Annotated in this window: 20 protein-coding genes and 1 tRNA gene; 10 read left to right on the forward strand and 11 right to left on the reverse strand. The window is 71.7% G+C overall.

The window, feature by feature from the left end; translation table 11 throughout:
• Positions 1-211: 211 nt before the first annotated feature.
• The 5 genes from AB0I82_RS32965 to AB0I82_RS32985 all read right to left on the reverse strand — a co-directional run bounded on the left by AB0I82_RS32965 (position 212) and on the right by AB0I82_RS32985 (position 6,716).
• Positions 212-1,570, reverse strand: coding sequence for a cytochrome P450 (locus AB0I82_RS32965; RefSeq protein ID WP_363261129.1), 1,359 nt, complete (start codon positions 1,568-1,570; stop codon positions 212-214).
• Positions 1,571-1,844: 274 nt separating this feature from the next.
• Positions 1,845-3,578 carry an alpha-amylase family glycosyl hydrolase gene (locus tag AB0I82_RS32970; protein WP_363261130.1) on the reverse strand — a complete coding sequence of 578 codons (1,734 nt, stop codon included), beginning with the start codon at positions 3,576-3,578 and terminating at the stop codon, positions 1,845-1,847.
• On the reverse strand, positions 3,575-4,423 hold the full coding sequence (locus AB0I82_RS32975) for a carbohydrate ABC transporter permease (protein ID WP_363261131.1): 849 nt from the start codon (positions 4,421-4,423) through the stop codon (positions 3,575-3,577). Before AB0I82_RS32975 ends, AB0I82_RS32970 begins: the two co-directional genes overlap by 4 nt.
• Positions 4,420-5,391: a sugar ABC transporter permease gene (locus AB0I82_RS32980; protein ID WP_363261132.1), complete on the reverse strand. Its 972-nt coding sequence runs from the start codon at positions 5,389-5,391 to the stop codon at positions 4,420-4,422. Before AB0I82_RS32980 ends, AB0I82_RS32975 begins: the two co-directional genes overlap by 4 nt.
• Positions 5,388-6,716, reverse strand: a complete 1,329-nt coding sequence (locus AB0I82_RS32985; RefSeq protein ID WP_363261133.1) for an extracellular solute-binding protein — start codon at positions 6,714-6,716, stop codon at positions 5,388-5,390. The genes AB0I82_RS32980 and AB0I82_RS32985 overlap by 4 nt, the downstream gene beginning before the upstream one ends.
• 246 nt (positions 6,717-6,962) lie before the next feature.
• On the opposite strand from AB0I82_RS32985, the gene AB0I82_RS32990 reads away from it, so the two are divergent.
• Together AB0I82_RS32990 and AB0I82_RS32995 are read left to right on the forward strand one after the other, a co-directional pair.
• Positions 6,963-8,021, forward strand: a complete 1,059-nt coding sequence (locus AB0I82_RS32990) for a LacI family DNA-binding transcriptional regulator (RefSeq protein ID WP_363261134.1) — start codon at positions 6,963-6,965, stop codon at positions 8,019-8,021.
• Positions 8,022-8,248: 227 nt separating this feature from the next.
• The gene (locus AB0I82_RS32995; protein WP_363261135.1) at positions 8,249-8,764 is read left to right on the forward strand and encodes a hypothetical protein; all 516 of its coding nucleotides are present in this window, start codon (positions 8,249-8,251) and stop codon (positions 8,762-8,764) included.
• A 39-nt stretch (positions 8,765-8,803) separates the two neighbouring features.
• On the opposite strand, the gene AB0I82_RS33000 is transcribed toward AB0I82_RS32995, so the two are convergent.
• From AB0I82_RS33000 to AB0I82_RS33020, 5 genes are all read right to left on the reverse strand, one after another.
• The gene (locus AB0I82_RS33000) at positions 8,804-9,574 is read right to left on the reverse strand and encodes a ribonuclease BN (protein ID WP_363261170.1); all 771 of its coding nucleotides are present in this window, start codon (positions 9,572-9,574) and stop codon (positions 8,804-8,806) included.
• 196 nt (positions 9,575-9,770) lie between these two features.
• Positions 9,771-10,832, reverse strand: a complete 1,062-nt coding sequence (locus AB0I82_RS33005; RefSeq protein WP_363261136.1) for a glucose 1-dehydrogenase — start codon at positions 10,830-10,832, stop codon at positions 9,771-9,773.
• Between the two features lie 372 nt (positions 10,833-11,204).
• Positions 11,205-11,900: a hypothetical protein gene (locus AB0I82_RS33010; RefSeq protein ID WP_363261137.1), complete on the reverse strand. Its 696-nt coding sequence runs from the start codon at positions 11,898-11,900 to the stop codon at positions 11,205-11,207.
• 147 nt (positions 11,901-12,047) lie between these two features.
• Positions 12,048-12,506: a hypothetical protein gene (locus tag AB0I82_RS33015; RefSeq protein WP_363261138.1), complete on the reverse strand. Its 459-nt coding sequence runs from the start codon at positions 12,504-12,506 to the stop codon at positions 12,048-12,050.
• A gap of 341 nt (positions 12,507-12,847) precedes the next feature.
• Positions 12,848-12,920: transfer RNA gene (locus AB0I82_RS33020), tRNA-Arg, on the reverse strand.
• Positions 12,921-13,231: 311 nt separating this feature from the next.
• On the opposite strand from AB0I82_RS33020, the gene AB0I82_RS33025 reads away from it, so the two are divergent.
• The 7 genes from AB0I82_RS33025 to AB0I82_RS33055 all read left to right on the forward strand — a co-directional run bounded on the left by AB0I82_RS33025 (position 13,232) and on the right by AB0I82_RS33055 (position 22,627).
• Entirely contained in the window at positions 13,232-15,172 is a 1,941-nt protein-coding gene (locus AB0I82_RS33025; RefSeq protein ID WP_363261140.1) for a dynamin family protein, read from the forward strand.
• Positions 15,173-15,214: 42 nt separating this feature from the next.
• Positions 15,215-16,927 (forward strand): GTPase, encoded by a 1,713-nt coding sequence (locus AB0I82_RS33030; protein WP_363261141.1) that lies wholly within the window; start codon positions 15,215-15,217, stop codon positions 16,925-16,927.
• A 244-nt stretch (positions 16,928-17,171) separates the two neighbouring features.
• A complete protein-coding gene (locus AB0I82_RS33035; RefSeq protein WP_363261142.1) occupies positions 17,172-17,807 on the forward strand; it encodes a single-stranded DNA-binding protein in 636 nt (211 codons plus the stop codon).
• Between the two features lie 270 nt (positions 17,808-18,077).
• Positions 18,078-19,496, forward strand: coding sequence for an LAETG motif-containing sortase-dependent surface protein (locus AB0I82_RS33040; protein ID WP_363261143.1), 1,419 nt, complete (start codon positions 18,078-18,080; stop codon positions 19,494-19,496).
• A gap of 227 nt (positions 19,497-19,723) precedes the next feature.
• Positions 19,724-21,388: an energy-dependent translational throttle protein EttA gene (gene ettA, locus AB0I82_RS33045; RefSeq protein ID WP_363261145.1), complete on the forward strand. Its 1,665-nt coding sequence runs from the start codon at positions 19,724-19,726 to the stop codon at positions 21,386-21,388.
• A 10-nt stretch (positions 21,389-21,398) separates the two neighbouring features.
• The gene (locus AB0I82_RS33050) at positions 21,399-21,845 is read left to right on the forward strand and encodes a thioesterase family protein (RefSeq protein ID WP_363261146.1); all 447 of its coding nucleotides are present in this window, start codon (positions 21,399-21,401) and stop codon (positions 21,843-21,845) included.
• On the forward strand, positions 21,842-22,627 hold the full coding sequence (locus tag AB0I82_RS33055; protein ID WP_363261147.1) for a hypothetical protein: 786 nt from the start codon (positions 21,842-21,844) through the stop codon (positions 22,625-22,627). Before AB0I82_RS33050 ends, AB0I82_RS33055 begins: the two co-directional genes overlap by 4 nt.
• A 68-nt stretch (positions 22,628-22,695) precedes the next feature.
• Here AB0I82_RS33055 and AB0I82_RS33060 read toward each other — a convergent pair whose 3' ends face one another.
• Entirely contained in the window at positions 22,696-23,097 is a 402-nt protein-coding gene (locus tag AB0I82_RS33060) for a globin (protein ID WP_363261148.1), read from the reverse strand.
• 65 nt (positions 23,098-23,162) lie between these two features.
• On the opposite strand from AB0I82_RS33060, the gene AB0I82_RS33065 reads away from it, so the two are divergent.
• The gene (locus tag AB0I82_RS33065; protein WP_363261149.1) at positions 23,163-24,194 is read left to right on the forward strand and encodes a methyltransferase domain-containing protein; all 1,032 of its coding nucleotides are present in this window, start codon (positions 23,163-23,165) and stop codon (positions 24,192-24,194) included.
• Positions 24,195-24,211 lie beyond the last annotated feature (17 nt).

Raw genomic sequence — 24,211 nt, forward strand, 5'->3', positions numbered from 1 at the left:
ATGCGCTACATAGCGCGCACCCACCGTGATCAACAGCCCGCATGGTACGCATGGCCCAAAAATGATCAATAGGGCCAACATCACGTGTGCGCGCGGAGCTTAAAGGGAAGGCAGCCCAGATACCTTAACCGGTGGTCGACCGGCGGTTTCCGGGACAAACGGAATGGCCCGGGCGGCGGCGGACGGCCGCGCGCCGCGGGCCTCATGAGGTCTACGCAGTGGCCGAAGCGGCACCCGTGACCGGGCAGCCGCCTGCCGCGCGCCGGCTGTGACCGGAGAGCGTACCGGAGCTGAGCGCCACCTTCGGACGCGGCTGGAACCGTACGGGCAGCGCCGACAGGCGCTTGGAGAGCAGCACGTACTGCCACTCCACCTCGTCCTCGGGCACGGCGAGCCGCATGTCGGGCAGCAGCGTCAGCAGGGTGTCGATGCCGGTGTCGGCGATGGCCCGGCCGATGTCCTCACCGGGGCAGCGGTGCGGTCCTGCGCTGAAGGCGAGGTGCGAGCGGTTGCCGTGCACGGGGACGGTCAGATCGGGCCGGATCTCCGGGTCGATGTTCGCGGCGCCGGGACTGAGCAGCAGCATGTCGCCGGCCTCGATCCGCCAGCCGTCGAGCGTGGTGTCGGCCGTCGTCCAGCGGCCGGGGAGCACGGAGAGGGGCGGCTCGTCCCAGAGCATGCCGTCCAGCGCGTCGGTCAGCGTCATGTGACCACCCGACAGATTCGCCCGGAAGCGCCGGTCGGTCAGATTCATGTGCAGGGTGTTCGCGATGAGATTCGCCGTGGTCTCGTACGCGGCGATCATCAGCAGCCGCAGGTGCCCGTGGACCTCCTCCTGGGAGAGCCCGGACTCGTGCGTGCCCAGCCAGCTGGCCAGGTCGTTGCCCGGCCGCTGCTGCTTGGTCCGCTGCAGCGCGACCAGGGCGGTCTTGATGACCTCGTTGCTGGCGGCGGCCGTGTCGCTGCCGGTCATCAGGTCACGGGCGGCGTCCGCCAGCCGCGGGCCGTCCGCCTCGTCCATGCCCAGCAGCCGGGTCATCACGAGCATCGGCAGCCGCTCGGCGTACTGGCGGACCAGGTCGGCCTCGCCGGCCTGGATGAACTCGTTGACGAGCATCTTGGTGTACCGGACCACGTAACGGCGTATCCCGTGCCGGTCGAGGTCCTCCAGGCTGTCGGTGACGGCTGCCCGCGTCCGTGCGTGCGCCGTACCGTCGGTGAACACGCACGTCGGCTCCCAGTCGACCGTGGGGCCCAGCGGCCAGGCGTCGGGCACCTGGTCGTCGAGGTTCCACAGCCGTGAGTCACGGCTGTACGGGTACGGCGTGCGGGCGACATCGAGGTTGGCCTGGTAGCCCAGCACCAGCCAGACCGGCAGGTCCCCCGGCAGCAGCACCGGCGCCACCTGGCCGTACGTGGCGCGGAGCCGGGCGAACAGCGCGGCCGGCTCCGCGGCCTCCGGTCCGTACAGCCGGAGCAGTCCGCCCGGATCCTCGTCGCTCAGGGGCCGGCCCACATGCGCCTTCAACTCGAACCGGGCGCGGACGTGTTCGGGAATCGGGATGGTCACGGTCTCTCCGGCGTACTGAGGGGGGCAGGATGAGGGAGCGGCATCACGTATGGCGCCGTGGCCTTCTTCGCCCACGCCGCATCTCGCAGGCCGGTACGACCGCTGTCGTGCACATCCGGATGACAGGATCCTGCGTCGAAGGCGTACCAGGCGTGATCCACTGCGTCAGGCTAACAGCCCGCTGCTGCCGCCCAGTTTGGTGCTGCGCCCCGACGGAGCGCGGCGGGCCGGGGCAGCTTCGATGCGCCGCCCCGGCCCGTCACCGATCAGGCTCTCAGTCCGTCTGCCGCAGCCAGGCAGTGGTGTCCGGCGGCAGCAGCCCGTCGGTCAACGGGCCGCTGCTCAGCAGCAGTTCGCCCACAGGCAGCGGCACGGGCCGGTCCGACACGTTCGTCAGACACGTCCAGCCCGTCGACCGCCCGAAGTGCACGACCCCCGCCGCACCGCCCTCCGCCGCCTCGTCCGGCGCCGACAGCCACTCCAGCGACTCGTCGCCCTGCAGCTCCCGGCGGAGGTGCAGCGCCGACCGGTACAGCTCCAGCGTCGAGTCCTTCGCGCCGTCCTGGGCCGCGACCGACAGGTCCCCGAAGGAGGGCGGCTGCGGCAGCCAGGCGCCGCCGGGGCCGAAGCCGTACGAGGGGCCGTCCGCGGTCCACGGCAGCGGCACCCGGCAGCCGTCCCGCCCCTTGCGGGTGTGCCCGGTCTGCTCCCACACCGGGTCCTGCAGCGCCTCCGTCGGCAGGTCGGCGACCTCCGGCAGGCCCAGCTCCTCGCCCTGGTAGAGGTAGGAGGAGCCGGGCAGCGCCAGCATCAGCAGCGTCGCGGCGCGCGCCCGGCGCAGCCCCAGCGCCCGGTCCTCGGCCGGCCGGGTGCCGCCGGACAGCAGCCAGGCGTCGGTGTCGGTGCCCGGCGGCAGCGCGAGCCGGGAGGCGTGCCGGATCACATCGTGGTTGGAGAGCACCCAGGTCGCCGAGGCGCCGGCGGCGGCCGCGGTGGCCAGCGACTCGGTGATCACCTTGCGCAGCGCGGCGGCCGACCAATCGGCCTGCAGGTACTCGAAGTTGAACGCCTGCCCCAGCTCGTCGGGCCGGGTGTACAGCACCCGCCGGGAGTTCTTCACCCACGCCTCGGCGACCGCCATCCGCGGCGGCGTGTAGGAGTCCAGCACGATCCGCCAGTCCCGGTAGATCTCGTGCACCTCGTCCCGGTCCCAGTGCGGATGGGTGCCGTCCGGCAGCAGGTCGTGGTCGCCCCTGAACTGGTTCTCGCCCATGTCCCGCAGCGGCTCGGCGAGGTCCTTGGCCAGCCCGTGCGCCACGTCGATGCGGAAGCCGTCCGTCCCGCGGTCGGACCAGAAGCGCAGCGTGCGCCGGAAGTCCTCGCGCACCTCTTCGTTGGTCCAGTCGAGGTCCGGCTGCTCGGGCGCGAAGAGGTGCAGATACCACTGGCCGTCCGGCACCCGCTTCCAGGCGCTGCCGCCGAACCGGGAGACCCAGTCCGAGGGCGGCAGTTCGCCGTTCTCGCCGCGCCCGTCCCGGAAGACGTACCGTGCGCGGGCGGCCGAGCCGGGCGGCGACGCCAGCGCCTCCTGGAACCAGACGTGCTGGTCGGAGGTGTGGTTGGGTACCAGGTCCACCAGGATCTTCAGGCCCAGCCGGTGCGCCTCGGCGACCATCGCGTCGAAGTCGGCGAGCGTGCCCAGCCGCGGGTCGACGTCCCGGAAGTCGGCCACGTCGTACCCGCCGTCGACCAGCTCCGAGGGGTAGAAGGGGCTCAGCCACAGCGCGTCCACGCCGAGCGAGGCCAGATGGGCCAGCCGGCTCGTGATGCCGGGCAGATCGCCGATGCCGTCGCCGTCGCTGTCGGCGAAGCTGCGCGGATAGACCTGGTAGATGACGGCCTGCCGCCACCAGTCGGGGTCCTGCGAGGACAGATCGGGGAAGGCGGGGACGGTCACGGATGCTCCTTCGGGAAGCGGATCGGACACATCAGGAGTTGAGTCGGTCATCCCTTGACCGCGCCGTCGGTCAGGCCGGACAGCACGGCGCGCCGGAAGACGAGGACGAGGAGGGCGATCGGCACGGTCGCGGCCATCGCTCCGGCGAAGATCGTTCCGTACGGGATCTCGTACTGGCTGCTGAAGAGTGCGATGCCCACCGGCACGGTCCGGTAGGCGTCCTCGCTGTTGAACGTGAGCGCCATCAGGAACTCCGTCCAGGTCGCGGTGAAGGTGAACACCCCGGCCGTGAACAGCGCGGGCCGGGCCTGCGGCAGGATCACCGACAGCAGCGCCCGGGTCGGCCCCGCGCCGTCCACCGTCGCCGCCTCCTCCAGCTCGTACGGGATGGACAGCAGCGAATTCCGCAGGATCCAGATCGCGAACGGCAGGTGGAAGGCGGTGTACGGGATGATCAGGCCCCAGTAGCTGTTGAGCAGGCCCAGCTCGCGTTCGACCAGGTACAGCGGGGTGACCACGGCGATCGTCGGGAAGACGGAGATCATCAGCAGGCCCGTCATCACCGGGCCGCGGCCGCGCATCGGCGTGCGGGCCAGCGCGTACCCGGCGAACAGCCCGAGCCCCAGGACGATCGCGGTGGCGCTGACGGCGACCACCGCGCTGTTGAGCAGATAGCGGTCGAAGCCCGCGAAGCCCAGCGCCTGCCGGTAGTTGGCGAGGGTGGGAGCGAGGGGTACGGGCGTCGGCGGCAGCGTGCCGTTCTCCCGCGCCGTCTTGAAGGACGTGACCGCCATCCACAGCAGCGGCAGCGCGGTCACCGCCACCAGGACCAGCGCGCCCAGGTTCACCACGTTCACATAGCGGCGCACTCCCGTACGCCGGCGGCCGCGCCTCATGCCGCGCCCCCTTCGTCGACCTGGCTGCGGAACATCCGCAGGAACAGCAGACAGCCCACGATGACCAGCACGCCCGTACTGGTGGCGATCGCCGCCCCCATCCCGATGTCGAGGTTCTGGAACAGCGTCTTGTAGCCGAGCACGGCGAGCGACTGGGTGGCCGTGCCGGGGCCGCCCTGCGTGAGCACGAACGGCAGGTCGAAGATCCCGAACGCCTGGAGCACCCGGAAGAGGACCGCCACCGACACCACGGGGCGCAGGGCGGGCAGCACGACGTTCCAGAAGGTGGCCCAGGCACCGGCGCCGTCCATCTCGGCCGCCTCGTACCGCTCCCGCGGGATGCGGACCAGCCCCGCCAGGATGATCACCGCGACGAACGGCGTGGTCTTCCAGATGTCCGCCACCGCCATGCCGGTGATCGCCGGTACGGGCGTCCCGAGGATCACCGGCGGCTCGGCCAGTACCAGCCCGAACAGCCAGGTCACCGCGCCGAACGTGGCGTCGTACAGGAAGTCCCACAGCTGCGCCGAGACCACCGTGATCAGCGACCAGGGGATCAGCAGCAGCGCGAGGATCCAGCCCCGCCCGGCCTCCAGCCGGTCCAGCAGCACCGCGGCCGCGATGCCGAGGGCGATCTCCACGGCCACCGTCACCAGCGTGTACCCGACCGTGAAGGCCAGCGCCTCCAGCCACACCGGACTCGCCAGCATCGTCGTGTAGTTGCCGAGCGTCCACTCCTCGATACGCACGCCACCGAAGGTGAAGCGCACGTCGGAGAAGCTCAGCACGACCGAGTAGACCACCGGGAAGAGCGTCACCAGCGCGATCACGGTGAGCGCCGGGGCGGTGTAGAGCCAGCCGGTACGAGCCCGGCGGCGCGCGATGCCGGCCGGCGGACGGGGTTTCCGAGGGGCGGGGGAGCGGGGCGCGGGCCGGGTGTCCGGGGCGGCCGTCGAAGAGACCGTCACAGCGCCTCCCCTCGCAGCGCCGCGCGCAGATCGCCGCGGGCGCGGGCCAGCGCGCGCGGCACGCTCGTACCGCCGCTGAGCACCTCATTGACCCGCGTGAACACTGCTTTGCTGACCATCGGGTACTCCGGGGTCCGGGTCGGCCGGGCGACCAGCCGCACCTCACGGGCCAGCGCGAACGCCGGATTGGACGACCGGGCCACGGCCTTGCCGCGCAGCTGGGACAGCAGCGGCGGCAGTACGGCGGCCTCGCGGGCCAGGATCGACTGGCCCTCCTCCTCGGCGAGGAAGCGGGCGAACGCCAGCGCCGCGCCGAGGTTCCGGGAGTGCGGATTGAGGTAGTTGCACCAGCCGCCCAGACAGCTGCGGCCGCCCGTGCCGCCCTCGAAGCCGGGCCGCCGCATCACCCCGATCCTCCCCGCCACCCGCGAGGACGCCGGGTTGTCCGCGACGCCCCAGGCGTACAGCCAGTTGCGCAGGAACACCGACCGGCCGCTGGTGAAGGCGTCCAGGCTGTCCTGCTCCACGAAGGTCGTCACCGAGGACGGCGAGACACCGCGCGCGATCAGCTCCCGGAGGTAGGACACGGCCCGCACGCCCGCCGGGCTGTCGAAGGTGACCGTGCGCGCGTCGGGGGAGAGGATGCTGCCGCCCGCGTCGGCGACCAACTCCGCGACGTTCGCGGTGAGCCCCTCGTACACCGTGCCCTGCCAGACGAAACCGAGGTCCGCGTCGCCCGCCCGCTGGATCTTCGCGGCGGTGGTCGCCAGCTCCTCCCATGAACCGGGCGGCCGCAGCCCGTGTTTGTGCAGCAGATCCTTCCGGTAGTAGAGGAACGCCTCGTCCAGATAGAGCGGGAAGGCGTACACCGAACCCTGGTACGTCAGCGCCCGCACCAGCTCCTCGGGATAGCGCTGCCAGTACCCCTTCGGCAGCAGCGGATCGAGCGGCAGCGTCAGCGAGTTGTACGCGAACTGGGCGGGCCAGGCGATGTCGCCCATGTAGACATCGGGGGATGGGCTGCCGCTCGTCACCTGCGTGGTGAGGGTCGCGCGGGCCACGTCCGTGGTCGGCGGCGCGGCGATCAACTGCACCGAGACGTTGGGGTACTTCCGGCGGAACGCCGTGACCAGCACGGGTCGCAGGTCGCTGCCGTCGCGGGCCGCCACCCGCCCGGCCCACCAGCGGATGGTGACCGGGCCGCGCGGTATCTCGGCGGCCCCCGAGAGATCCGGGCCGCGCGCGACGGCCCGGCCGCAGCCGGTCGCGGCGGCCAGCCCGGCGGCGGCACCGGTGGTGTTCCGAAGGAGGGATCTGCGGCTCAACGGCATGACGATGCGCTCCTGATGGAGGGGTGGAATCGCTGCTGCCTGACAACGCTTGCACGCTAGAAGTGGCCCCACAGGCTGTCAATGGACCGCGCAGCATCGAAATGGCCGCTGTCCGGCGCGTATCTCGCCCGAAGGTTGGGGTTGATTGGTGTTGTTGGCGCGAATTGCTGGATATCTCCTGGTGGTAACGCTGTCATCGACCGGGTTCATGTCCCCTACACCTGTGCTACGTTCCGGACCATGCCTCCAGCGCAGCGCCACCCCACCATGGCCGACGTGGCCGAACGGGCGGGGGTCTCGGTCTCCACGGTCTCGCGGACCCTGCGCGGGCTGTCCACGGTCTCGGAGGAGGCCAGGGAGAAGGTCGAGGCAGCCGCCCGCGAGCTGTCCTTCGTCATATCCCGCCAGGCGTCCAGCCTGGTCACCGGCAAGACCGGCACGGTCGCCGTGCTCGCGCCCACCCTCGGCTCGTGGTTCGTCGGACAGGTGCTGCGCGGCCTCAGTGAAGTGCTGCGCGACGCGGGCCTGGACCTCATGGTCTACAGCGTCGCCGACCTCGCCGAACGCGCCGCCTTCTTCGACCGGCTCCCCGCCCGCCGGAACGCCGACGCGCTCCTGGTCGTCTCCTTCGACCTGACGGAAGCGGAGTTCGCCCGGCTGGACGGCCTGGGCGTACCGGTCGTGTACGTCAGCCAGCACGCGCCGGGCCGGGCGAGCGTGTACGTCGAGGACGTCGCGGCCGCCCGCGCCGGCACCCGCTACCTGCGCGGCCTCGGCCACCGCCGGATCGCCTTCGTCCGCGCGTCCCCCGACACCGGCTTCACCTGCAGCTCGCGCACCCGCCTGTTCGGCTACCGCGAGGCGCTGGCCGAGGCTCAACTCCCGTACGACGAGGACCTGGTGGTCGCCACCTCGCGCGGCCGGCGCGACACCTCCGAGGCGGTCGGGCGGCTGCTCTGCCTGGCCGACCCGCCCACCGCGGTCTTCGCCGAGACCGACGAGATCGCCATGGAGGTGCTGTGGGTCCTCCGGGCTTCCGGCATCGACGTGCCCGGCCGGATCTCCGTCCTCGGCTTCGACGACCACGACCACGCCGAGTGGCTGGACCTCACCACGATCGCCCAGCCCGCCGTCGAGGTCGGCCGCGCGGCGGGCACGCTGGCCCACACCCTCATCGACGATCCGGCCACGGATCCGGCGCGCCATGTCGTACTGCCGACGTGTCTGATTCCGCGGGGGACCACGGGGCCGGTTGCCGGTCCGGGTCCGTTGGGGGAGGTGGACGCGGGGGAGGCGTAGGGAAACGTACGAAGGCGTACGGAGGCTTCACGCAGACGTACGGAGACGTACTGAGGCGTACTAGGCCCCTGCCGCAACTCGTCCGAACCGAGCACGGTGAAGACGCCGTCCCGGGGAACCGGAGATGACACACCGGGTCGAATACAACCCTTCCCAGGCATATGAGTGTCCTATCCAGTGGGCCCCGGACTCAGGGCCCGCCGTTCATCCTGGGGGAAGGACTCACCATGCGAAGCTCCCGTCCCGCGCGCCGCCGCACCACCGTCATCGGTACGGCCGTCGCCGCGCTCCTCACCGCCTCCGCGGCCATCCCGGCCTTCGGCGCCACCACCGCGTCGCCGCCCGTCCGGCCGGCGGCCCAGACGGCGGTCGAGCCGGTACGCGGCGGCAGCCCCGAATCGACCGTGGACCGGGTCGCGAACTTCTACGGCGCGTACATCGACGCCGTCTACGACGAGGACGGCCGGCTCGCCCACGAGCTGCGGAACCACTACCTCCGCAGCGACCTGCGCAAGCGCCTCGCCGACTGGGAGGCCAAGAACCACGCCGACGGCGTCCTGCGCGCGCAGAACGTCCCGGTCAAGTGGTCCGTGAAGTACGACGGTTCCGGCACCGGCAGCTCGTACACGATCGTCACCCTCACCTGGGACTCGGGCAGCCGCCCGAGCACCTCGCGGCTGGCGGTCCGCAGCTCTCTGGAGACCCGCCAGATCACGGACATCAAGGCGGCGCCGGGCAAGTGACGCGAGGGCGCGCGCAGGCGGAGACGCAGGCGCGGGCGCTCAGGGAAGGTGCGGGGGCTCGTCGGGGGGCGGGTCCCCGTCCCGTGTGTGCCGCGGTGCGCGGTGGTGGACGTGGTGGACGTAGTGGATCACATGGCGCTCCGGGTGGTCGTGGAAATGTCTCCCCAGCAACGCGCCGCCGAAGACCACGAAACCGACCCCGACCAGCCAGCTCTCCACCATCAGTACGGTGCCCACGGCCCCGTAACTGACCGCGTTGGTGACGATGAGCGGCGCGAAGAACAGGTACGAGAAGGCGCGCAGACCGACCAGGCCCGCCATGGTCGCGACGGCGCCCGGCAGCAGCGCCCGCCACGCGACCTGCTCGCCGAGCAGGAACCGCTGCCCCCACCAGAAGAAGAGCACGCCGGCCACGAGGTTCAACCCGATCCGCAGCGGTTCCGGCACGGCGCCCCGGGACTGCACCTCGGCATAGAGGTACGCCATCAGGACGGCCAGCCAGACGATCTGCCGCCAGGCCCGGTGCCAGGGGCCGATCGACAGGCTCCAGGTCTTCTCGTACCCGGTCTGCACGCTGCCGGCGAAGGTCAGGCCGAAGACGGCGAGCGCGACGAGGCTGAACGCACTGGTCGTGGCGACCGCCTGGCGCGGCGCGCTGAAGACGCTCTGCACGGCGTGCGCCGAACGCCCCGACAGCGCCATACCGTCGACCAGCCACATGGCGAAGCCGCGCTGCTGGACCGGGACGGCCGCCGCCACCACGATCAGCAGCGGCACGAGCGTGACCAGCCCGAGCGCCCCGAACGCCATCGAGCGGTGCAGCAGCTCCAGCTCGACCCCACGCTGCCGGAACCGCCGCACGCGCAACCGTCTCCGCAGCCGGCGCAGGGGATGGCGGCGCACGGGATGGCGCCGCCGCCCGGAGTCCTCATGCAACGTGCTCACCCGTCGTGCTCACTGGTCGCGCTCACCCGTCGTACTCATCCATCACGCTCATCCATCACGCTCATTCGTCGTGATCGTCCATCGTGATGATGACCTTGATGTCGTCGTCCCGGGCGGTGAACGCCTCCGGCGCGCGGGAGAGCGGCACCCGACGGGTGATCAGGCGCTCCAGCCAGCCCGGGTCGGCGGCGGCCAGCGCCTCCGCGGCCTGCCGGTAGTGCCGCAGATTCGCGTTGACCGAGCCGACCACCGCGTCGTTCTCCAGCACCAGGTCCCGGTTGACGGTGCCCGCGTCGATCGTGAGCTGCCGCCCGGTCGGCGAGACGCCGGTCAGGCAGACGATCCCGTACGCGGCCGTCCCCGCCATCGCGTCGAAGACCAGCCGCCCGGCCCCGGTCGCCTCGATGACGACGTCCGGCCGGAGCGCCTCCGTGACCCGGTCGATGTCCTCGCTGTGGTACGTCGCGCCCAGGTCGCGCACCAGCCCGGGCTTCGGGCCGCCGGTGACCCGGTCCAGTACGTGCACGTCGAGACCCCGCTGTACTCCCAGGAGCGCGGCCAGCAACCCGATCGGGCCCGCGCCGGTCACCAGCACCCGCCGGGGCTCGAACCATGCCCGGGCCCCGACCCGTTCCACCTGCTCCCACGCCTTGGCCACCACGGTGGTCGGCTCCATGAGCACCCCGACCTGCCGCAGCCCGGCATCGAGCCGCACGGCGTACTCGGGCTCCACCGTCCACGCCTGGCTCGCGTAACCGTCCCGCTCCTTGATGCCCCGCTCGGTGTAACGGCCGTTCCGGCACATGTCGAACTCGCCGCGCGCACACGCCCCGCACGGCTCCGGATCGGGCCGCCGGACCACGCCCACGACCAGGTCACCGCGGCGGAACCCACTCCCGGACGGCGCCTCGCGCACGCACCCGAGCGACTCGTGCCCGAGCACAAGCCGCTCCCGCCCCGGCGGTGCCGCGCCATATTCCCCGGCCACGATCTCCTTATCGGTACCGCACACCCCCACAGCAAGCCCCTCCACCAACAGCTCCCCCTCCCCGATCACCGGCCCGTCCACTTCCCGCACCTCCAACGAACCGGGCTGCAGGGGCTGGACGGTCAACGCACGCATGGTCGTGAGCCTTTCGTCGGTGGGTCACCGCGGGGGCGGCCGGCGGATGTTCGGGTACCGCCAGGCCGGCCGGTGGCTGCCGGTCACCGTCGGGGGCGGTGGCCGGAGACGGCGAGTACCCGGGGGTGCCTCGCTCCAGACCGACGACCGGTCGAAGCACCCGCCCGACCCCCCATTCACCCCCACACCGGGCCGTCCGTCACTCGCACACGCCGCTGTCCTCACGGGACGCCACCCACGGACGTACTCCCTCTTCCTCCGGAACAACAGAAAGGCCCTCCGAGGCGGAGGGCCTTTCTGTCTTTGTCGTCAGCCCCCATAAGCGTGTCGGCGGCGCTCAAGGCGGGGGGGGGTGCGGGCCCTGTCCCCGTCCTAGGCCTTGTCCCCGCGACTCACCCGTACGCAGCCCAACGTGCCTGCCACGACGGTCAGCGCTGCCAGGCCGCCGATGGTCCCCTTGTACGCGCCGGGGTCCAGGTCCACTTCCGTGTCCGCGTTCTCCAACGGAGCGGCTGCGCCCTCGGGGTCGTACAGCACACGCAGCTTGTCGCCCGGCTCGATCGAGCGCGGGTCGCAACCGTCCGACAACTCGGGCGAGATCTCCCGGCCGTCGCGGGTACGGAGCGTGCACTCATCGGTCTTGCCCCCGTCGACCTCGACCACAACGGCCTCGGTCCACCGCCCCCGCTTCTCCAGCCCCCGCTCATCCCCGGCCTCTTGGGTAACGATCGCCAGCACGATTGCTGCAGGGATGGCAACGGCGAGCGCCCCGACGGCCAGTTTCGGCGTCTTCTTGTGAGTAACGCGGCGAAGCAGAACGGCCGGCACCGCGAGGAGCGCCAGAGGAATCAGCATCGCGGAGGCGACGAAGGCCGGGCCGCGCAGCAGGCCCGGAAGCGGCACCACCGGCTGGGCCCACATCAGCCCCACCGAAGCCGCAACGCACACGCTGGGAAACAGCAACCAGAAGATGAGGCCCGTGCGGCGCCGGGAAAGGGCGTTCTCCGCCGCCTGCACCGCCCGCCCGGCCCCTGCCACGAGCCCCCGTATGCCCTGGTCCCCCGCCATGCGCTCCCTCTCCCTCTCCGTCTACGTCGACCTGCTGCCGGACGAGCCTACGAGGCGCGGAAATCCGCCTGATCGGCGAGGTCTCGTCAGCCCTGACCGGTACGCCGCCGCGCTGCGCGCCGCCGGTGCTGCCAACACCGCAGCGAGCTACGTGCGGTTCAACTCCCGCGTGCGCGCCCGGGTACGGATCGCCCGTTCCCGCGCGGACCAGCTGTAGCGCCCCGCGTACTTCTTGACCGGGGCCCAGGCGAACAGTCCCGCGACGACCAGGAGCGGCAGCAGCCCGAGGGCGTCCGGATCGGAGAAGTTGGCGAGGAGGGCCACCGCGAGGATGAGGGTCAGGACCAGGACGACGGCCCCGTAGATGAAGCGGCCGTGCGGGTACCCCTGTGTGCCGTAGCGCAGCGGGAACTCCGCGTCGTGCCCGCGGTCGACGGCCGCCCACTGCCGCATCAGCTCGAAGCGCTGAACGGACCTCTTGCGCAGCGCCCGCAGAACGAGGAGCGCCGGCACGGCGAGAACGGCGAGCATCAGCACAGCCGGCACCACCGCCACCGCGACGTCGGTGGAGTCACCCGTCCCGGATCCGGCGGCATCGATCACCATCGCGGGGACCAGGCCGGCGGCGAGCGTTACCACCCCCGCACACGCCAAGAACGCGAACGCCCGACCGCGCGACAGATCCTCCCGAATCAGCGCCCCGAGGGCGTCCCCCTGATCCCGCAACCGGGACGCCCGATCCGGCCAGCTGTCCGGTGCGCCGGGGGACGCCGGTAGCGGATCAGCCCGGAAGGGAGACGTGCGGGCGGGTGCTGGAGGGTGATCATTGGTGGGGTACGTCATATCCGTTCCTGTGTCCACCGAGGGAGTGGCCGACGTCTCCCTGCGGGTTCTCGCAGGCACCCTAACCAGCAAAAAGGCCCTCCCGTAGGGAAGACCTTGAAGAGCGCCCCCGGCAGGACTCGAACCTGCGGCCAAGTGCTTAGAAGGCACCTGCTCTATCCACTGAGCTACGGGGGCCGGGTGTGGACGTGGATCACGGACCGCGGACCAGGATAGGGGGCCGCGTGCCTCGTCCCGGTTGCTTCACCTCCGTGGCACGTTGTGGAGGTTCAGTGAAGCGGTCCCGATAATCGCAGGCAGGTACGAATTCTGCATCGGTTTTGGCGCCTCGTGGGACGGGTGTTGTGCACTCGTTATGCCTGAGCCCCTCCTGTCGCGGGCGCCACACGCGCCACACATCCCATTTTGTGCGGGTTCGTACGGCGCGCACATAGGGCTATACACTTCAAAAAGCCGTCGAAATTGGGCATTCTTCACATGTGGCGACCTTGGACGTAGGACCCCGGATCATCGACGCGCTCTCCGTGCTGCGTGACCGCGTCGCCGCCGCACGCTTCCCACTGCCGCTCCCAGGGGTCGCGCGCGCCCGCCGCGACCGTGCCGAGTTGCTCGCTCACCTCGACGACTATGTGATGCCCCGTTTGCGCGCTCCTCAGGCACCGCTGCTCGCCGTCGTCGGCGGGTCCACCGGCGCCGGCAAGTCCACGCTGGTCAATTCCCTCGTGGGGCGGCACGTCACGGAGGCGGGCGTGCTGCGGCCCACGACCCGTACGCCCGTCCTGGTGTGCCATCCGGACGACCGGCACTGGTTCACCGGGCCCCGCGTCCTCCCCGATCTCGTACGCGTGTGGATGCCCGAGCAGGGGAGTGGCCAGGGCCACGAGTACAGGAGCGCCTTTTACGGGGGGGAGGGCGAAGAGGGCGCGGAGGTTTACGAGGACGAAGGAGACGGCGGTGAGGGGGGCGACGGGCCGGCGCCGCTGCGTATCGAGACGGACAGCGGCGTCACCAGGGGGCTCGCCCTCCTGGACGCTCCGGACATCGACTCCCTCGTGGCACGCAACCGGGAACTCGCCGCGGAGCTGATCTGCGCGGCGGACGTATGGGTGCTGGTCACCACGGCCTCGCGGTACGCCGACGCCGTCCCCTGGCACCTGTTGCGCACCGCCAAGGAGTACGACGTCACGCTCGTCACCGTGCTCGACCGGGTGCCGCACCAGATCGCGCCCGACATCGCGGGCCGGTACGCGGCGCTGCTCAACCGTGCCGGCCTCGGGCACGTACCGCGCTTCACCATCCCCGAGCTGCCGGAATCGGCGGGTGGCGGCAGCGGCCTGCTGCCCGCCACCGCGGTCGCCGCGCTCCGCGCCTGGCTGGAGCGGCACGCCGAGGAACCCGCGGCGCGCGAGGCGGCCGTGGCCCGTTCCGTGGCCGGAGCGGTCGCCTCGTTGCGCAGCCGGCTGCCGGCGCTGGCCGGGGCGTCCGCCGCCCAGCATGCCGCCGCGGTCCGGCTGGCCGACCGGGTCGACGACGCGTACGAGAAAGCGTCCGTACGGGTACGGAGCGCCGTGGCCGCCGGCGAGGTCCTCTCGGGGGACGCGCGCGCCCACTGGCGCGACCACGCACTCGGGGGCCGCCCCGACGAACTGCTGGACGCTCTCACCCGCGGGCTCACCTCCCTCTTGTGCTGCGCGGTGGAGGAGGCGGACGAGCGGACGGCGGAGGCGTGGCGGCGGGACCCGGCGGCGGGCGGGCTCGGCCCATTGGGGGGCGCGGAGGACGCCAGTACCAGGGCCGGCGTCAGGGGCAGTACCAGTGCCGGTACCGCCGCCCCCGAAGGGGCCGGTATCGCTGCCCCCGGGGAGCCCGGAAGCGCTGTGCACGAAGAGGCCGGTACCGCCGCCGGGCGGCTCGGCATTCTTGTGCGGCGCTGGCGGCGCTGCCTGGAGGATCTCGCCGAGGACGAAGTGCGCGAGGTCCGGGCGACGCGGGAGGCGTCCGGGGACGTGCGCGGCGTGTTCGGCGGCGTACGGGCGTTGACACGTGAGGCGCGTGGCGTACCGGGGGAAGCGCGCGGGCCGGAACGGACGGGGGCCGCCGTACCGGAGGAAGCGGCGGCGCTGCTCGCCACCATGTTGCTGGGCGGCCGCCGGGCCCGTACGGCGGGCGAGAACCTCGCCGAGCTGCTCGGCGCACACGGAGCGCTGCGGCTGCGGGACCGGGGCGGCGCGCTGCTGGACACCTACCTGGACCGCGCGCTGGCCGGCGAGCGGGAACGCAGGCTCGCCCCACTGGACGAGCTGACCGTGCCCCCCGAACAGCAGGCGGGGCTGATCGCCGCCCTGTCGGCGCTGCGCAGGGAGCCGGTACCGGGACCAGTGCCGAGGCCGGCATCGGGACCGGCCCCGGAGGGGGCGATGACGAGATGACGGAGACGCGCCCGTGGCGGCGGCGCTACCGGCGGAGTGCGAGTGGCACCTGCAGAGAGGGCTCAGGACTTCATGGTGAGCGGTGAGGACCAGGACGCGGCCGGCTATGGATGCGTACCACGGGGGCGGCGCACCGTGGAGGACGAACTTCAGCCGCGGATCGACGCGCTGCGGGAGCTGATCGGGCTGTCCCGGACGCGGCTGGACGGGCGGACGCTGGACGAGGCCGGGCAGGTACTGGACGCGGCGGACGAGCGGTACCGGCTCTCGGGCGAGCACACGGTCGTGGCGGTCGCCGGAGCGACCGGCAGCGGCAAGTCGTCGCTCTTCAACGCGCTCGCCGGCGCACCGTGCTCGCAAGTGGCGGCGCGCCGCCCGACCACCTCGCAGCCCGTGGCGTGCGTCTGGCCGGGCGACCGGGTCGGCGCCGAGGGGCTGCTGCACCGGCTGGAGATCCCGGTAGCGCAGCGCTTCGTACCCGCTCCGGGGCCCGCGGACGACGGGGACCTGCGCGGACTCGTCCTGCTCGACCTGCCGGACCACGACTCGGCGGCGGCAGGGCATCGCGCTCAGGTGGACCGGGTGCTGAAGGCGGTCGACGCCGTCATCTGGGTCGTGGACCCGGAGAAGTACGCGGACGCGGTGCTGCACGAGCGGTATCTGCGCCCCTTGGCGGGCTATGCCGAGGTGACCTTCGTCGTGCTCAATCAGGTGGACCGGCTGCCCGGTGACGCCGCTGATCAGGTGGTCGACGATCTGCGGCGGCTGCTCGACGAGGACGGGCTGGCGCTCAGCGAACACGACGAGCCGGGCGCCACGGTACTCGCGCTGTCCGCGGCCACCGGGGAGGGCGTGGACGAACTACGGGACGCACTCCGGCAGTTCGTCGCGGAGCAGGGCGCTGCGGGGCGCCGCCTGGCCGCGGACGTGGATGCCGCGGCGGAACGCCTGCAACCCGTGTACGTGGCGGAGGGGCACGCCGGGCTGACCGAACGGGCGCGGGAGGACTTCGAGGAACGGCTCGCCGAGGCCGTGGGCGCCACGGCGGCCGGGCGCGCGGCCGAACGCGACTGGCTGCGCCACGCGGACCGCGCCTGTGCCACTCCATGGGTACGACTGCGGAGTTCGAGGCGTGGGGGGACGGCGCGCGGGAGCGTGACGTACGGGGCGCGGGAGTGGGACGGGGGGCCCGCCTCGGGCCGGAGCCCCGGGCAGGCGTCGCGTGCCGTGACCGAGCAGGCGGTGCGGGCCGTGGCCGGTGAGGCGGCGCGGGGACTGCCCGTGCCGTGGGCGCAGGCCGTGCGCGAGGCGGCGGACAAGGGGGCGCGGGGGCTGGCGGAGGCGCTGGACGGGGCGGCGGACGCGGCCGAGAGGGCGCTGCGGGCCGGGCCGCCGGCGAGACCGCGGTGGTGGACCGTGGCGGCGGCGGGCCAGGGGCTGCTGGTCGGGCTGCAGGCGCTGGGTGTGCTGTGGATGGTGGGCCTGCTGTGCGGAGTGGAGTGGGCGGCGAGGGGGCCGGGTTGGCTCCCGGCGCTGGTACTGATCACGGCCGGTACGGTCGGCGGACCCGCGCTGTCCTGGCTGTGCGGCGTGGCGGCACGCGGTCCCGCGCGGCGGTACGGGCAGGACGCCGAGCGGGAGTTGCGGGCCGCGGCGGCCGGCTGCGGCCGGGCCCGGGTGCTGGAGCCGGTTGCGGCGGAACTCCTGCGGTACCGGGAGGTGCGTGAGCAGTATGCGGTGGCGGCGGGGGTGTGAGCGGGCCCCGCGCGGAGATCGCCGGTCACGAGATCACAGACCACTGGCGGATCACTAGCGGATCACTCGTAAGGGTGGCCGACTTTTCCCCATTCCTTCCTGCCCGTCGATTGCCCCGGCGGTTGTCCACAGCCCCCGACGAGCTTTTGCGAACTCGTGCAGCATGAGTTCCAGGCACGGTCGGGGGCGTGATCCACGACCGGGCCGACGGAGATCAGGAAGAGCGGGAACGGGGGAGAAGACGATGACCGACACGATGGTGACGCTGACGGGGAACGCGGCGACGGCGGTGGAGCACCGCTATACAAAGGACGGCGCGGCAGCGGCGAGGTTCCGGATGGCCTGCACGCCACGCCGCTTCGACAGGGAGCAGGGCCGCTGGACGGACGGCGCCACGAGTTTCTACACCGTGCGGGCGTGGCGCACGCTCGCGGACAACCTCGCCGCTTCGGTGGCGGTGGGCGAACCACTGGTCGTACGGGGCCGGTTGACGGTACGCGAAGGGGAGCACCCGCCGGAGCGGGGCGGCGGCCGCTGGTTCGCGGCCGAGATCGATGCCGTGACGATCGGGCACGACCTGACCCGCGGCACGGCCGCCTTTCGCCGCGCGGCGCGAGCCCGCACGGAGACGCTGCCGCAGTCCGCTCTGCCGCCGTTCGGCGCGGCACAGTCCGGCCCGCCCGCAGCCGAACGACCCGGCACTCCCGACGCAGCCCACGCAACTAGCGGGAGCAGCACGGAAACTGACGATTTCGCGGGTGGAACTCAGCGCTCCGGCGCCGAAAGTGGCGATTCGATGCCTGTGATTGCCGCGCACGCGACCGGAATTGATGATTCCATGACGGCAAGTGATTCGCCGGAGAAGGTGCCAGTGTCCTGAATTGCCCCCGGGGATTTGTCGATAATCCCAGGTCAGCGGGGCTTCCTTCGGTAACGATTGCGATTCGGATCGCTGGTCCGACGGTTACGGGCGGGGACGCTGTTGCGCTTGCTCTCTAGGATCCACGAGTACTCACGGGGGCTGATCATCACGAGTACTCACGGGGACTGATCGTTCCGTTCGGCGACCGTTCCGAGCGGCTGTTGAGTTCTTGCGTTCTTTACGGCGGGGCCACTTCCCAATGACCTGCCCCGCCCAGAGGGGAATTCCATGATTTCTGTGAAGAGGCGCGGCGCGGCCCGCCTTGCCGCCGCTGTCCTGGCCTCCGGCCTGGTCGCGGCGGGTGCGATAGCCACCGCGGGGCCTGCCGCCGCGGACGAGGCGCCCCCGGGGCACAGCGGAGTGACCGCCACGCTCGGCGGTCTGACGACGTACGACCAGGCCGTCATTCATGACAACGGCCGGAACGAGGAGATCGGCGCCGGTCTCTTCGAGATGGCCGTCGACGGGGGCGGCTCGCTCCAGACGTACTGCATCGACATCCACAACCCGACGCAGGACCAGGCCAAGTACCAGGAAGTGCCCTGGAGCCAGTCGTCGCTGCACAACAACGCGGACGCCGGAAAGATCCGCTGGATCCTGCAGAACTCCTACCCGCAGGTGAACGACCTGGCCGCGCTCGCGGGCAAGGCCGAGTCGGGGACGCTCACCGCGAAGACCGCGGCGGCCGGTACGCAGGTCGCGATCTGGCGCTTCTCCGACCACGCCGACGTCGACGCGGTCGACCCCGCGGCGGAGAAGCTGGCGGACTACCTCGAGAAGAGTGCGCAGGACCTCGCGGAGCCGACGGCGTCCCTGTCGCTCGACCCGCCCGCGGTCTCCGGAAAGCCCGGCAGCCGCATAGGCCCGGTCACGGTGCACACCAACGCCCAGAGCGCGACGGTCACCCCGGCGTCGGACGCCCCGGCCGGCGTCTCGATCGTCGACAAGAACGGCAAGGTGGTCGCCGAGGACGGCAAGCCGCTCGGCACGGTGTCCAACGGCTTGCAGCTGTTCTTCGACGTGCCGGCGGGTGCGGAGGACGGTGCCACCTCGATGACCGTCCAGGCCGCCACGAAGGTGCCGGTCGGCCGGGCCTTCACCGGTGTCGGCGAGCACGCCAAGAGCCAGACGCAGATCCTCGCGGGCTCCAGCGAGTCCACCGTCTCCGCGGAGGCCACCGCCTCCTGGGCGAAGCAGGGCGCGGTTCCGGCGGTCACCGCCGAGAAGAACTGTGCCAAGGGTGGTGTCGACGTCACCGTCAGCAATAAGGGTGACGAGGCGTTCGGCTTCCAGCTGTCCGGCAAGGACCACGAGGTCGCGCCCGGCAAGTCCGAGACGGTGACCGTGCCGGTCGGCGAGGACCAGTCGTACGAGATAACGGTGAAGGGCGCGGGCGGCTTCTCGAAGACGTTCTCCGGCGTCCTGGACTGCAAGACCGCCGGCAGCGACGGTGGCAGCAGCCCGTCCCCGGCCCCGTCCGCGCACCCGAGCCCGGCCTCGGCCGGTGGTACGGGCGGTGACTCGGCCGGTGACCTGGCCGAGACCGGTTCCAGCAGCGCCACGCCGGTGATCGCGGGCGTCGCGGTCGTGCTGGTCGTGATCGGCGGCGCGGCGGTCTTCTTCCTCCGCAAGAAGAAGACGGTGTGACGCAGTAAGCAGTGAGTAGTAGTGGGTCGACGGTCCCGGAGTGCGTTTTGTGCTCCGAGGCCGTCGGCCCGGAGCGGGCCGCCCCGTGCGGACTCCCGTAGGTCCCCCATGTGCGAAGCGTCACTGCATGTAGCTCCGCGGAGCTACCCGTTTCCATCGGAGGACCGGCGTACGGCAAGATGGGTAGTACTGCCCACTTCCAGATCCAGACTGCCGGACGGTTTCTCTTGGCTGAGTTCATTTACACCATGCGCAAGGCGCGCAAGGCGCACGGCGACAAGGTGATCCTCGACGACGTCACCCTGAACTTCCTGCCGGGGGCGAAGATCGGTGTCGTGGGCCCGAACGGTGCCGGTAAGTCCACGGTGCTGAAGATCATGGCGGGCCTGGAGCAGCCGTCGAACGGCGACGCGTTCCTGTCGCCCGGTTACAGCGTCGGCATGCTGCTGCAGGAGCCGCCGCTGGACGAGTCCAAGACGGTCCTGGAGAACGTCCAGGACGGCGCCCGCGAGGTCATCGACAAGCTCAAGCGCTTCAACGAGGTCGCCGAGCTCATGGCGACCGACTACAGCGACGCGCTGATGGAGGAGATGGGCAAGCTCCAGGAGGACCTCGACCACGCCAACGCGTGGGACCTGGACACGCAGCTGGAGCAGGCCATGGACGCGCTGGGCTGCCCGCCCGGCGACTGGGGGGTCACCAAGCTCTCCGGTGGTGAGAAGCGCCGCGTCGCGCTCTGCAAGCTCCTCCTGGAGGCCCCCGACCTGCTGCTCCTCGACGAGCCCACCAACCACCTGGACGCCGAGTCCGTGCAGTGGCTGGAGCAGCACCTCGCCAAGTACGCCGGCACCGTCGTCGCCGTCACCCACGACCGGTACTTCCTCGACAACGTGGCCGAGTGGATCCTGGAGCTGGACCGCGGCCGGGCGCACCCGTACGAGGGCAACTACTCCACCTACCTGGACAAGAAGGCCACGCGCCTGAAGGTCGAGGGGCAGAAGGACGCCAAGCGCGCGAAGCGTCTGAAGGAAGAGCTGGACTGGGTCCGCTCCAACGCCAAGGGCCGGCAGGCCAAGTCCAAGGCGCGTCTGACCCGGTACGAGGAGATGGCGGCCGAGGCCGAGAAGACCCGGAAGCTGGACTTCGAGGAGATCCAGATCCCGCCGGGCCCGCGCCTGGGCAACGTCGTCGTCGAGGTCGAGAACCTCAGCAAGGCGTTCGGGGACAAGGTCCTGATCGACGACCTGTCGTTCAGCCTGCCCCGTAACGGCATCGTGGGTGTCATCGGCCCGAACGGCGCCGGTAAGACGACGCTGTTCAAGATGATCCAGGGCCTGGAGTCCGCGGACTCCGGTTCGATCAAGGTCGGCGACACGGTCAAGATCTCGTACGTGGACCAGAACCGCGCCAACATCGACCCCAAGAAGACCCTGTGGGCCGTGGTGTCGGACGAGCTGGACTACATCAACGTGGGCCAGGTCGAGATGCCGTCGCGCGCGTACGTGAGCGCCTTCGGCTTCAAGGGCCCGGACCAGCAGAAGCCGGCCGGCGTGCTCTCCGGTGGTGAGCGGAACCGCCTCAACCTGGCGCTCACGCTCAAGCAGGGCGGCAACCTGCTGCTCCTCGACGAGCCGACCAACGACCTCGACGTCGAGACCCTGTCCTCGCTGGAGAACGCGCTGCTGGAGTTCCCGGGCTGTGCCGTGGTCGTCTCCCACGACCGCTGGTTCCTGGACCGCGTCGCCACGCACATCCTGGCGTACGAGGGCGAGTCCAAGTGGTTCTGGTTCGAGGGCAACTTCGAGTCGTACGAGAAGAACAAGATCGAGCGGCTCGGTCCGGACGCCGCCCGTCCGCACCGCGCCACGTACAAGAAGCTGACCCGAGGCTGAGGCTGATCGCGTGCGACACGTCTACTCCTGCCCGCTGCGCTGGGCGGACATGGATGCGTTCGGCCACGTCAACAACGTGGTCTTCCTGCGCTACCTCGAAGAGGCGCGGATCGACTTCATGTTCCGGCTGGCGCCGGGGGACGGCAGCCCGTCGTTCTCCGGCGGGTCCGTCGTGGCCCGCCACGAGATCGACTACGTCCGCCCGCTGGTCCACCGGCACGCGCCGGTGACCATCGAGTCCTGGGTGACCCGGATCACCGCGGCGTCCCTGACGATCAAGTACGAGGTCAAGGACGAGGACACGCTCTACGTGCGCGCCTCGACCGTCGTGGTGCCCTACGACCTCGAAGCGGGACGTCCCCGGCGCATCTCGGCCGAGGAGAAGGCGTTCCTGCAGGAGTACATGGACGACGCCGACAGCGCGGGCGAGCAGCAGTCGGAGGCCGTCGCCGCATGACGGTCCTGCGCCTCGCCGACGACGGGGAGGCGGCGGATCTCGCCGCCTTCCTGTCCCGGCTGCTGCATTACGACCGTGCGGCGGCGGTGCGCCTCCAGGCGGCTCCGGCCGGCGGTGCCGGTGAGAGCGGTGCCGGTGAGAGCGGTGCCGGGGACGGCGGCGTGCTCGCCGTCTTCGGCCGGCCGCCGTCCTTCGAGGTACTGGCCATCCGTACGGCGCGGCTCGCCGAGCCGGTACGGCTGGACGTGACCGTCTCGGCGGGCGAACTGCTCGACGGCATCGGCGGCATGGAGGGCACCGAGGGCGTCGACGGCATTGACGGCGTTGCGGGGGCGGCCGGTACGGTCACCGTTCCCGCCGAGGTCACCGGCCCGCCGTGGGCCGGGGTGCTGCCGCCGCAGGGCGGCTGGCGCCGGGTGCCGGGGCTGCCCCCGCCCGAGGCGCTGGGCCGCATGCTCGCGGTCTCGGTCGCCGAGTTCCGGGCCCGTGACGGGGCGCTGCCGCCCGAGCAGCGGACCCGCGCGGAACGGGACCGGATCGGCCGGGAGATCTGGTCGCGCACGGTCGGCGACACGCACCTCCCGCTGCGCGCCGTGCACGCCGCGCAGTCCCTGGGCTTCCTGCGCCCGGTCCGCACCCCGGCCGGGGCCGCGGGCGCCGGCCCGCTCCCCGAGCCGTACACGCTGCTCGCGGCGGGCGGCTGGCTCCGCCTCCGTACGCCGCTCGGCTCGATCGCGGTCCGTACGGGCGGGCTCCAAGGGCTGTCGGTCACACCCGCCTGACGAGCACAAACAGAGCAAAGGCCGGGCTGCCCTCGGGGCGGCCCGGCCTTTGCGTGCGCCCGTCGTACTCAGCCCTCGCTGTTGACCATCGAAGCGGCCGCATACGTCAGGTAGTTCCACAGCTGCGTCTCGTGTTCGGGCGCCAGCTCCAGGGAGTCCACGGCGTCCCGCATGTGCCGCAGCCAGGCGTCGTGCGCCGCACGGTCGACGGTGAAGGGCATGTGCCGCATCCGCAGCCGGGGGTGGCCGCGGCTGTCGCTGTACGTCCGGGGACCGCCCCAGTACTGCATGAGGAACAGGGCAAGGCGCTCCTCGGCCGGGCCGAGGTCCTCCTCCGGGTACATGGGCCGCAGCAGCGGGTCCTCCGCGACGCCCTGGTAGAAGCGGTGCACCAGACGCCGGAAGGTCTCCTCGCCACCGACCTGCTCGTAGAAGGTCTGCTCAAGCGTGCCGCGCGGAATCTCGTTCACGCTTCCATGGTCTCAGACGTACCGGCCGAGTACGGGAGACGTAGGACCTGGCGCACAGTGGAGGTATGAGCGGTACGGGAGCACGGAGCGATCCGTACGCCGTCGAGGCCGCGGTGGCCCGGGCCGGGCTGGTGCGGCTGATCACGCTGGACGGCGGGCTGACGGATCCGCGCTGGCGGGCGGCGTTCGCCGAGGTGCCCCGGCATCTGTTCGTGCCGGTGTACTACGTGGGCGTGGCCGGCGGGTACGAGCGGCGCGCGGCGGACCACCCCGATCCGGAGCGCCGGGCGGAGTGGCTGCGCGGGGCGTACACCGACAGCGCGCTGGCCACGTACGTGCGCCATGGCGAGCTGGTCTCCTCCAGCAGCCAGCCGTCGCTGATGGCCGAGATGCTGGACGCGCTGCGAGTGGAGGACGGCGACGAGGTGCTGGAGATCGGCGCGGGCACGGGCTACAACGCGGCGCTGCTCTCGCACCGGCTCGGGGACGAGCGGGTCACCACCATCGATCTGGACGAGGAGATCACCGGGCCGGCGCGGGAGCATCTGGCGGCGGCCGGGTACCGGCCCCTGGTGATCACCGGGGACGGGGCGCTGGGCTGCCCGGAGCGGGCGCCGTTCGACCGGATCATGGCGACCTGCCAGCTGTCGTCCGTGCCGGCGGCGTGGGTGGCGCAGTGCAGGACCGGCGGGCTGATCCTGACGCCGCTGGCCACGGGGCTGGTGCTGCTGCGGGTGACGGGGGAGGGGCGCGCGGAGGGACGGTTCCTGTCCACCCCGGCGTACTTCGTACGGCTGCGCAGCGCGGCCCCCGAAGGCGAGCACGGGGACGAGCCCGACGGTACTGACGCGGCGCGCGCGGAGGCGTGGGCCGCCACCGCGTCGCTGCCGCGCGAGGCGCTGCGCGACGAGCGGTTCCACTTCCTGCGCGCGCTGAGCGCCGGGGCGCTGGGCCCGCGCGGCGCCTACGAGCTGTGGCGCGCGGCGCGGCGGCCGCACCGGTCGCGGTTCGGCGTGACGGTGGACGGGGACCGTCAGTGGGCGTGGCTGGACACCCCCGACGGCCCCCACCGGTGGCCGCTCCCCGGCCGCGGCTGACCGCGGCCGGGCGCGCG

It is taken from the genome of Streptomyces sp. NPDC050315 (assembly GCF_040655775.1).
Lineage (GTDB): Bacteria > Actinomycetota > Actinomycetes > Streptomycetales > Streptomycetaceae > Streptomyces.

Coding starts and splice junctions, on each gene's coding strand:
- AB0I82_RS32970 (WP_363261130.1), bottom strand. CDS start 3,578: ATGACCGACTCAACTCCTGATGTGTCCGATCCGCTTCCCGAAGGAGCA.
- AB0I82_RS32975 (WP_363261131.1), bottom strand. CDS start 4,423: ATGAGGCGCGGCCGCCGGCGTACGGGAGTGCGCCGCTATGTGAACGTG.
- AB0I82_RS32990 (WP_363261134.1), top strand. CDS start 6,963: ATGCCTCCAGCGCAGCGCCACCCCACCATGGCCGACGTGGCCGAACGG.
- AB0I82_RS32995 (WP_363261135.1), top strand. CDS start 8,249: ATGCGAAGCTCCCGTCCCGCGCGCCGCCGCACCACCGTCATCGGTACG.
- AB0I82_RS33000 (WP_363261170.1), bottom strand. CDS start 9,574: ATGGCGTTCGGGGCGCTCGGGCTGGTCACGCTCGTGCCGCTGCTGATC.
- AB0I82_RS33005 (WP_363261136.1), bottom strand. CDS start 10,832: ATGCGTGCGTTGACCGTCCAGCCCCTGCAGCCCGGTTCGTTGGAGGTG.
- AB0I82_RS33010 (WP_363261137.1), bottom strand. CDS start 11,900: ATGGCGGGGGACCAGGGCATACGGGGGCTCGTGGCAGGGGCCGGGCGG.
- AB0I82_RS33015 (WP_363261138.1), bottom strand. CDS start 12,506: ATGGTGATCGATGCCGCCGGATCCGGGACGGGTGACTCCACCGACGTC.
- AB0I82_RS33035 (WP_363261142.1), top strand. CDS start 17,172: ATGACCGACACGATGGTGACGCTGACGGGGAACGCGGCGACGGCGGTG.
- AB0I82_RS33040 (WP_363261143.1), top strand. CDS start 18,078: ATGATTTCTGTGAAGAGGCGCGGCGCGGCCCGCCTTGCCGCCGCTGTC.
- AB0I82_RS33055 (WP_363261147.1), top strand. CDS start 21,842: ATGACGGTCCTGCGCCTCGCCGACGACGGGGAGGCGGCGGATCTCGCC.
- AB0I82_RS33065 (WP_363261149.1), top strand. CDS start 23,163: ATGAGCGGTACGGGAGCACGGAGCGATCCGTACGCCGTCGAGGCCGCG.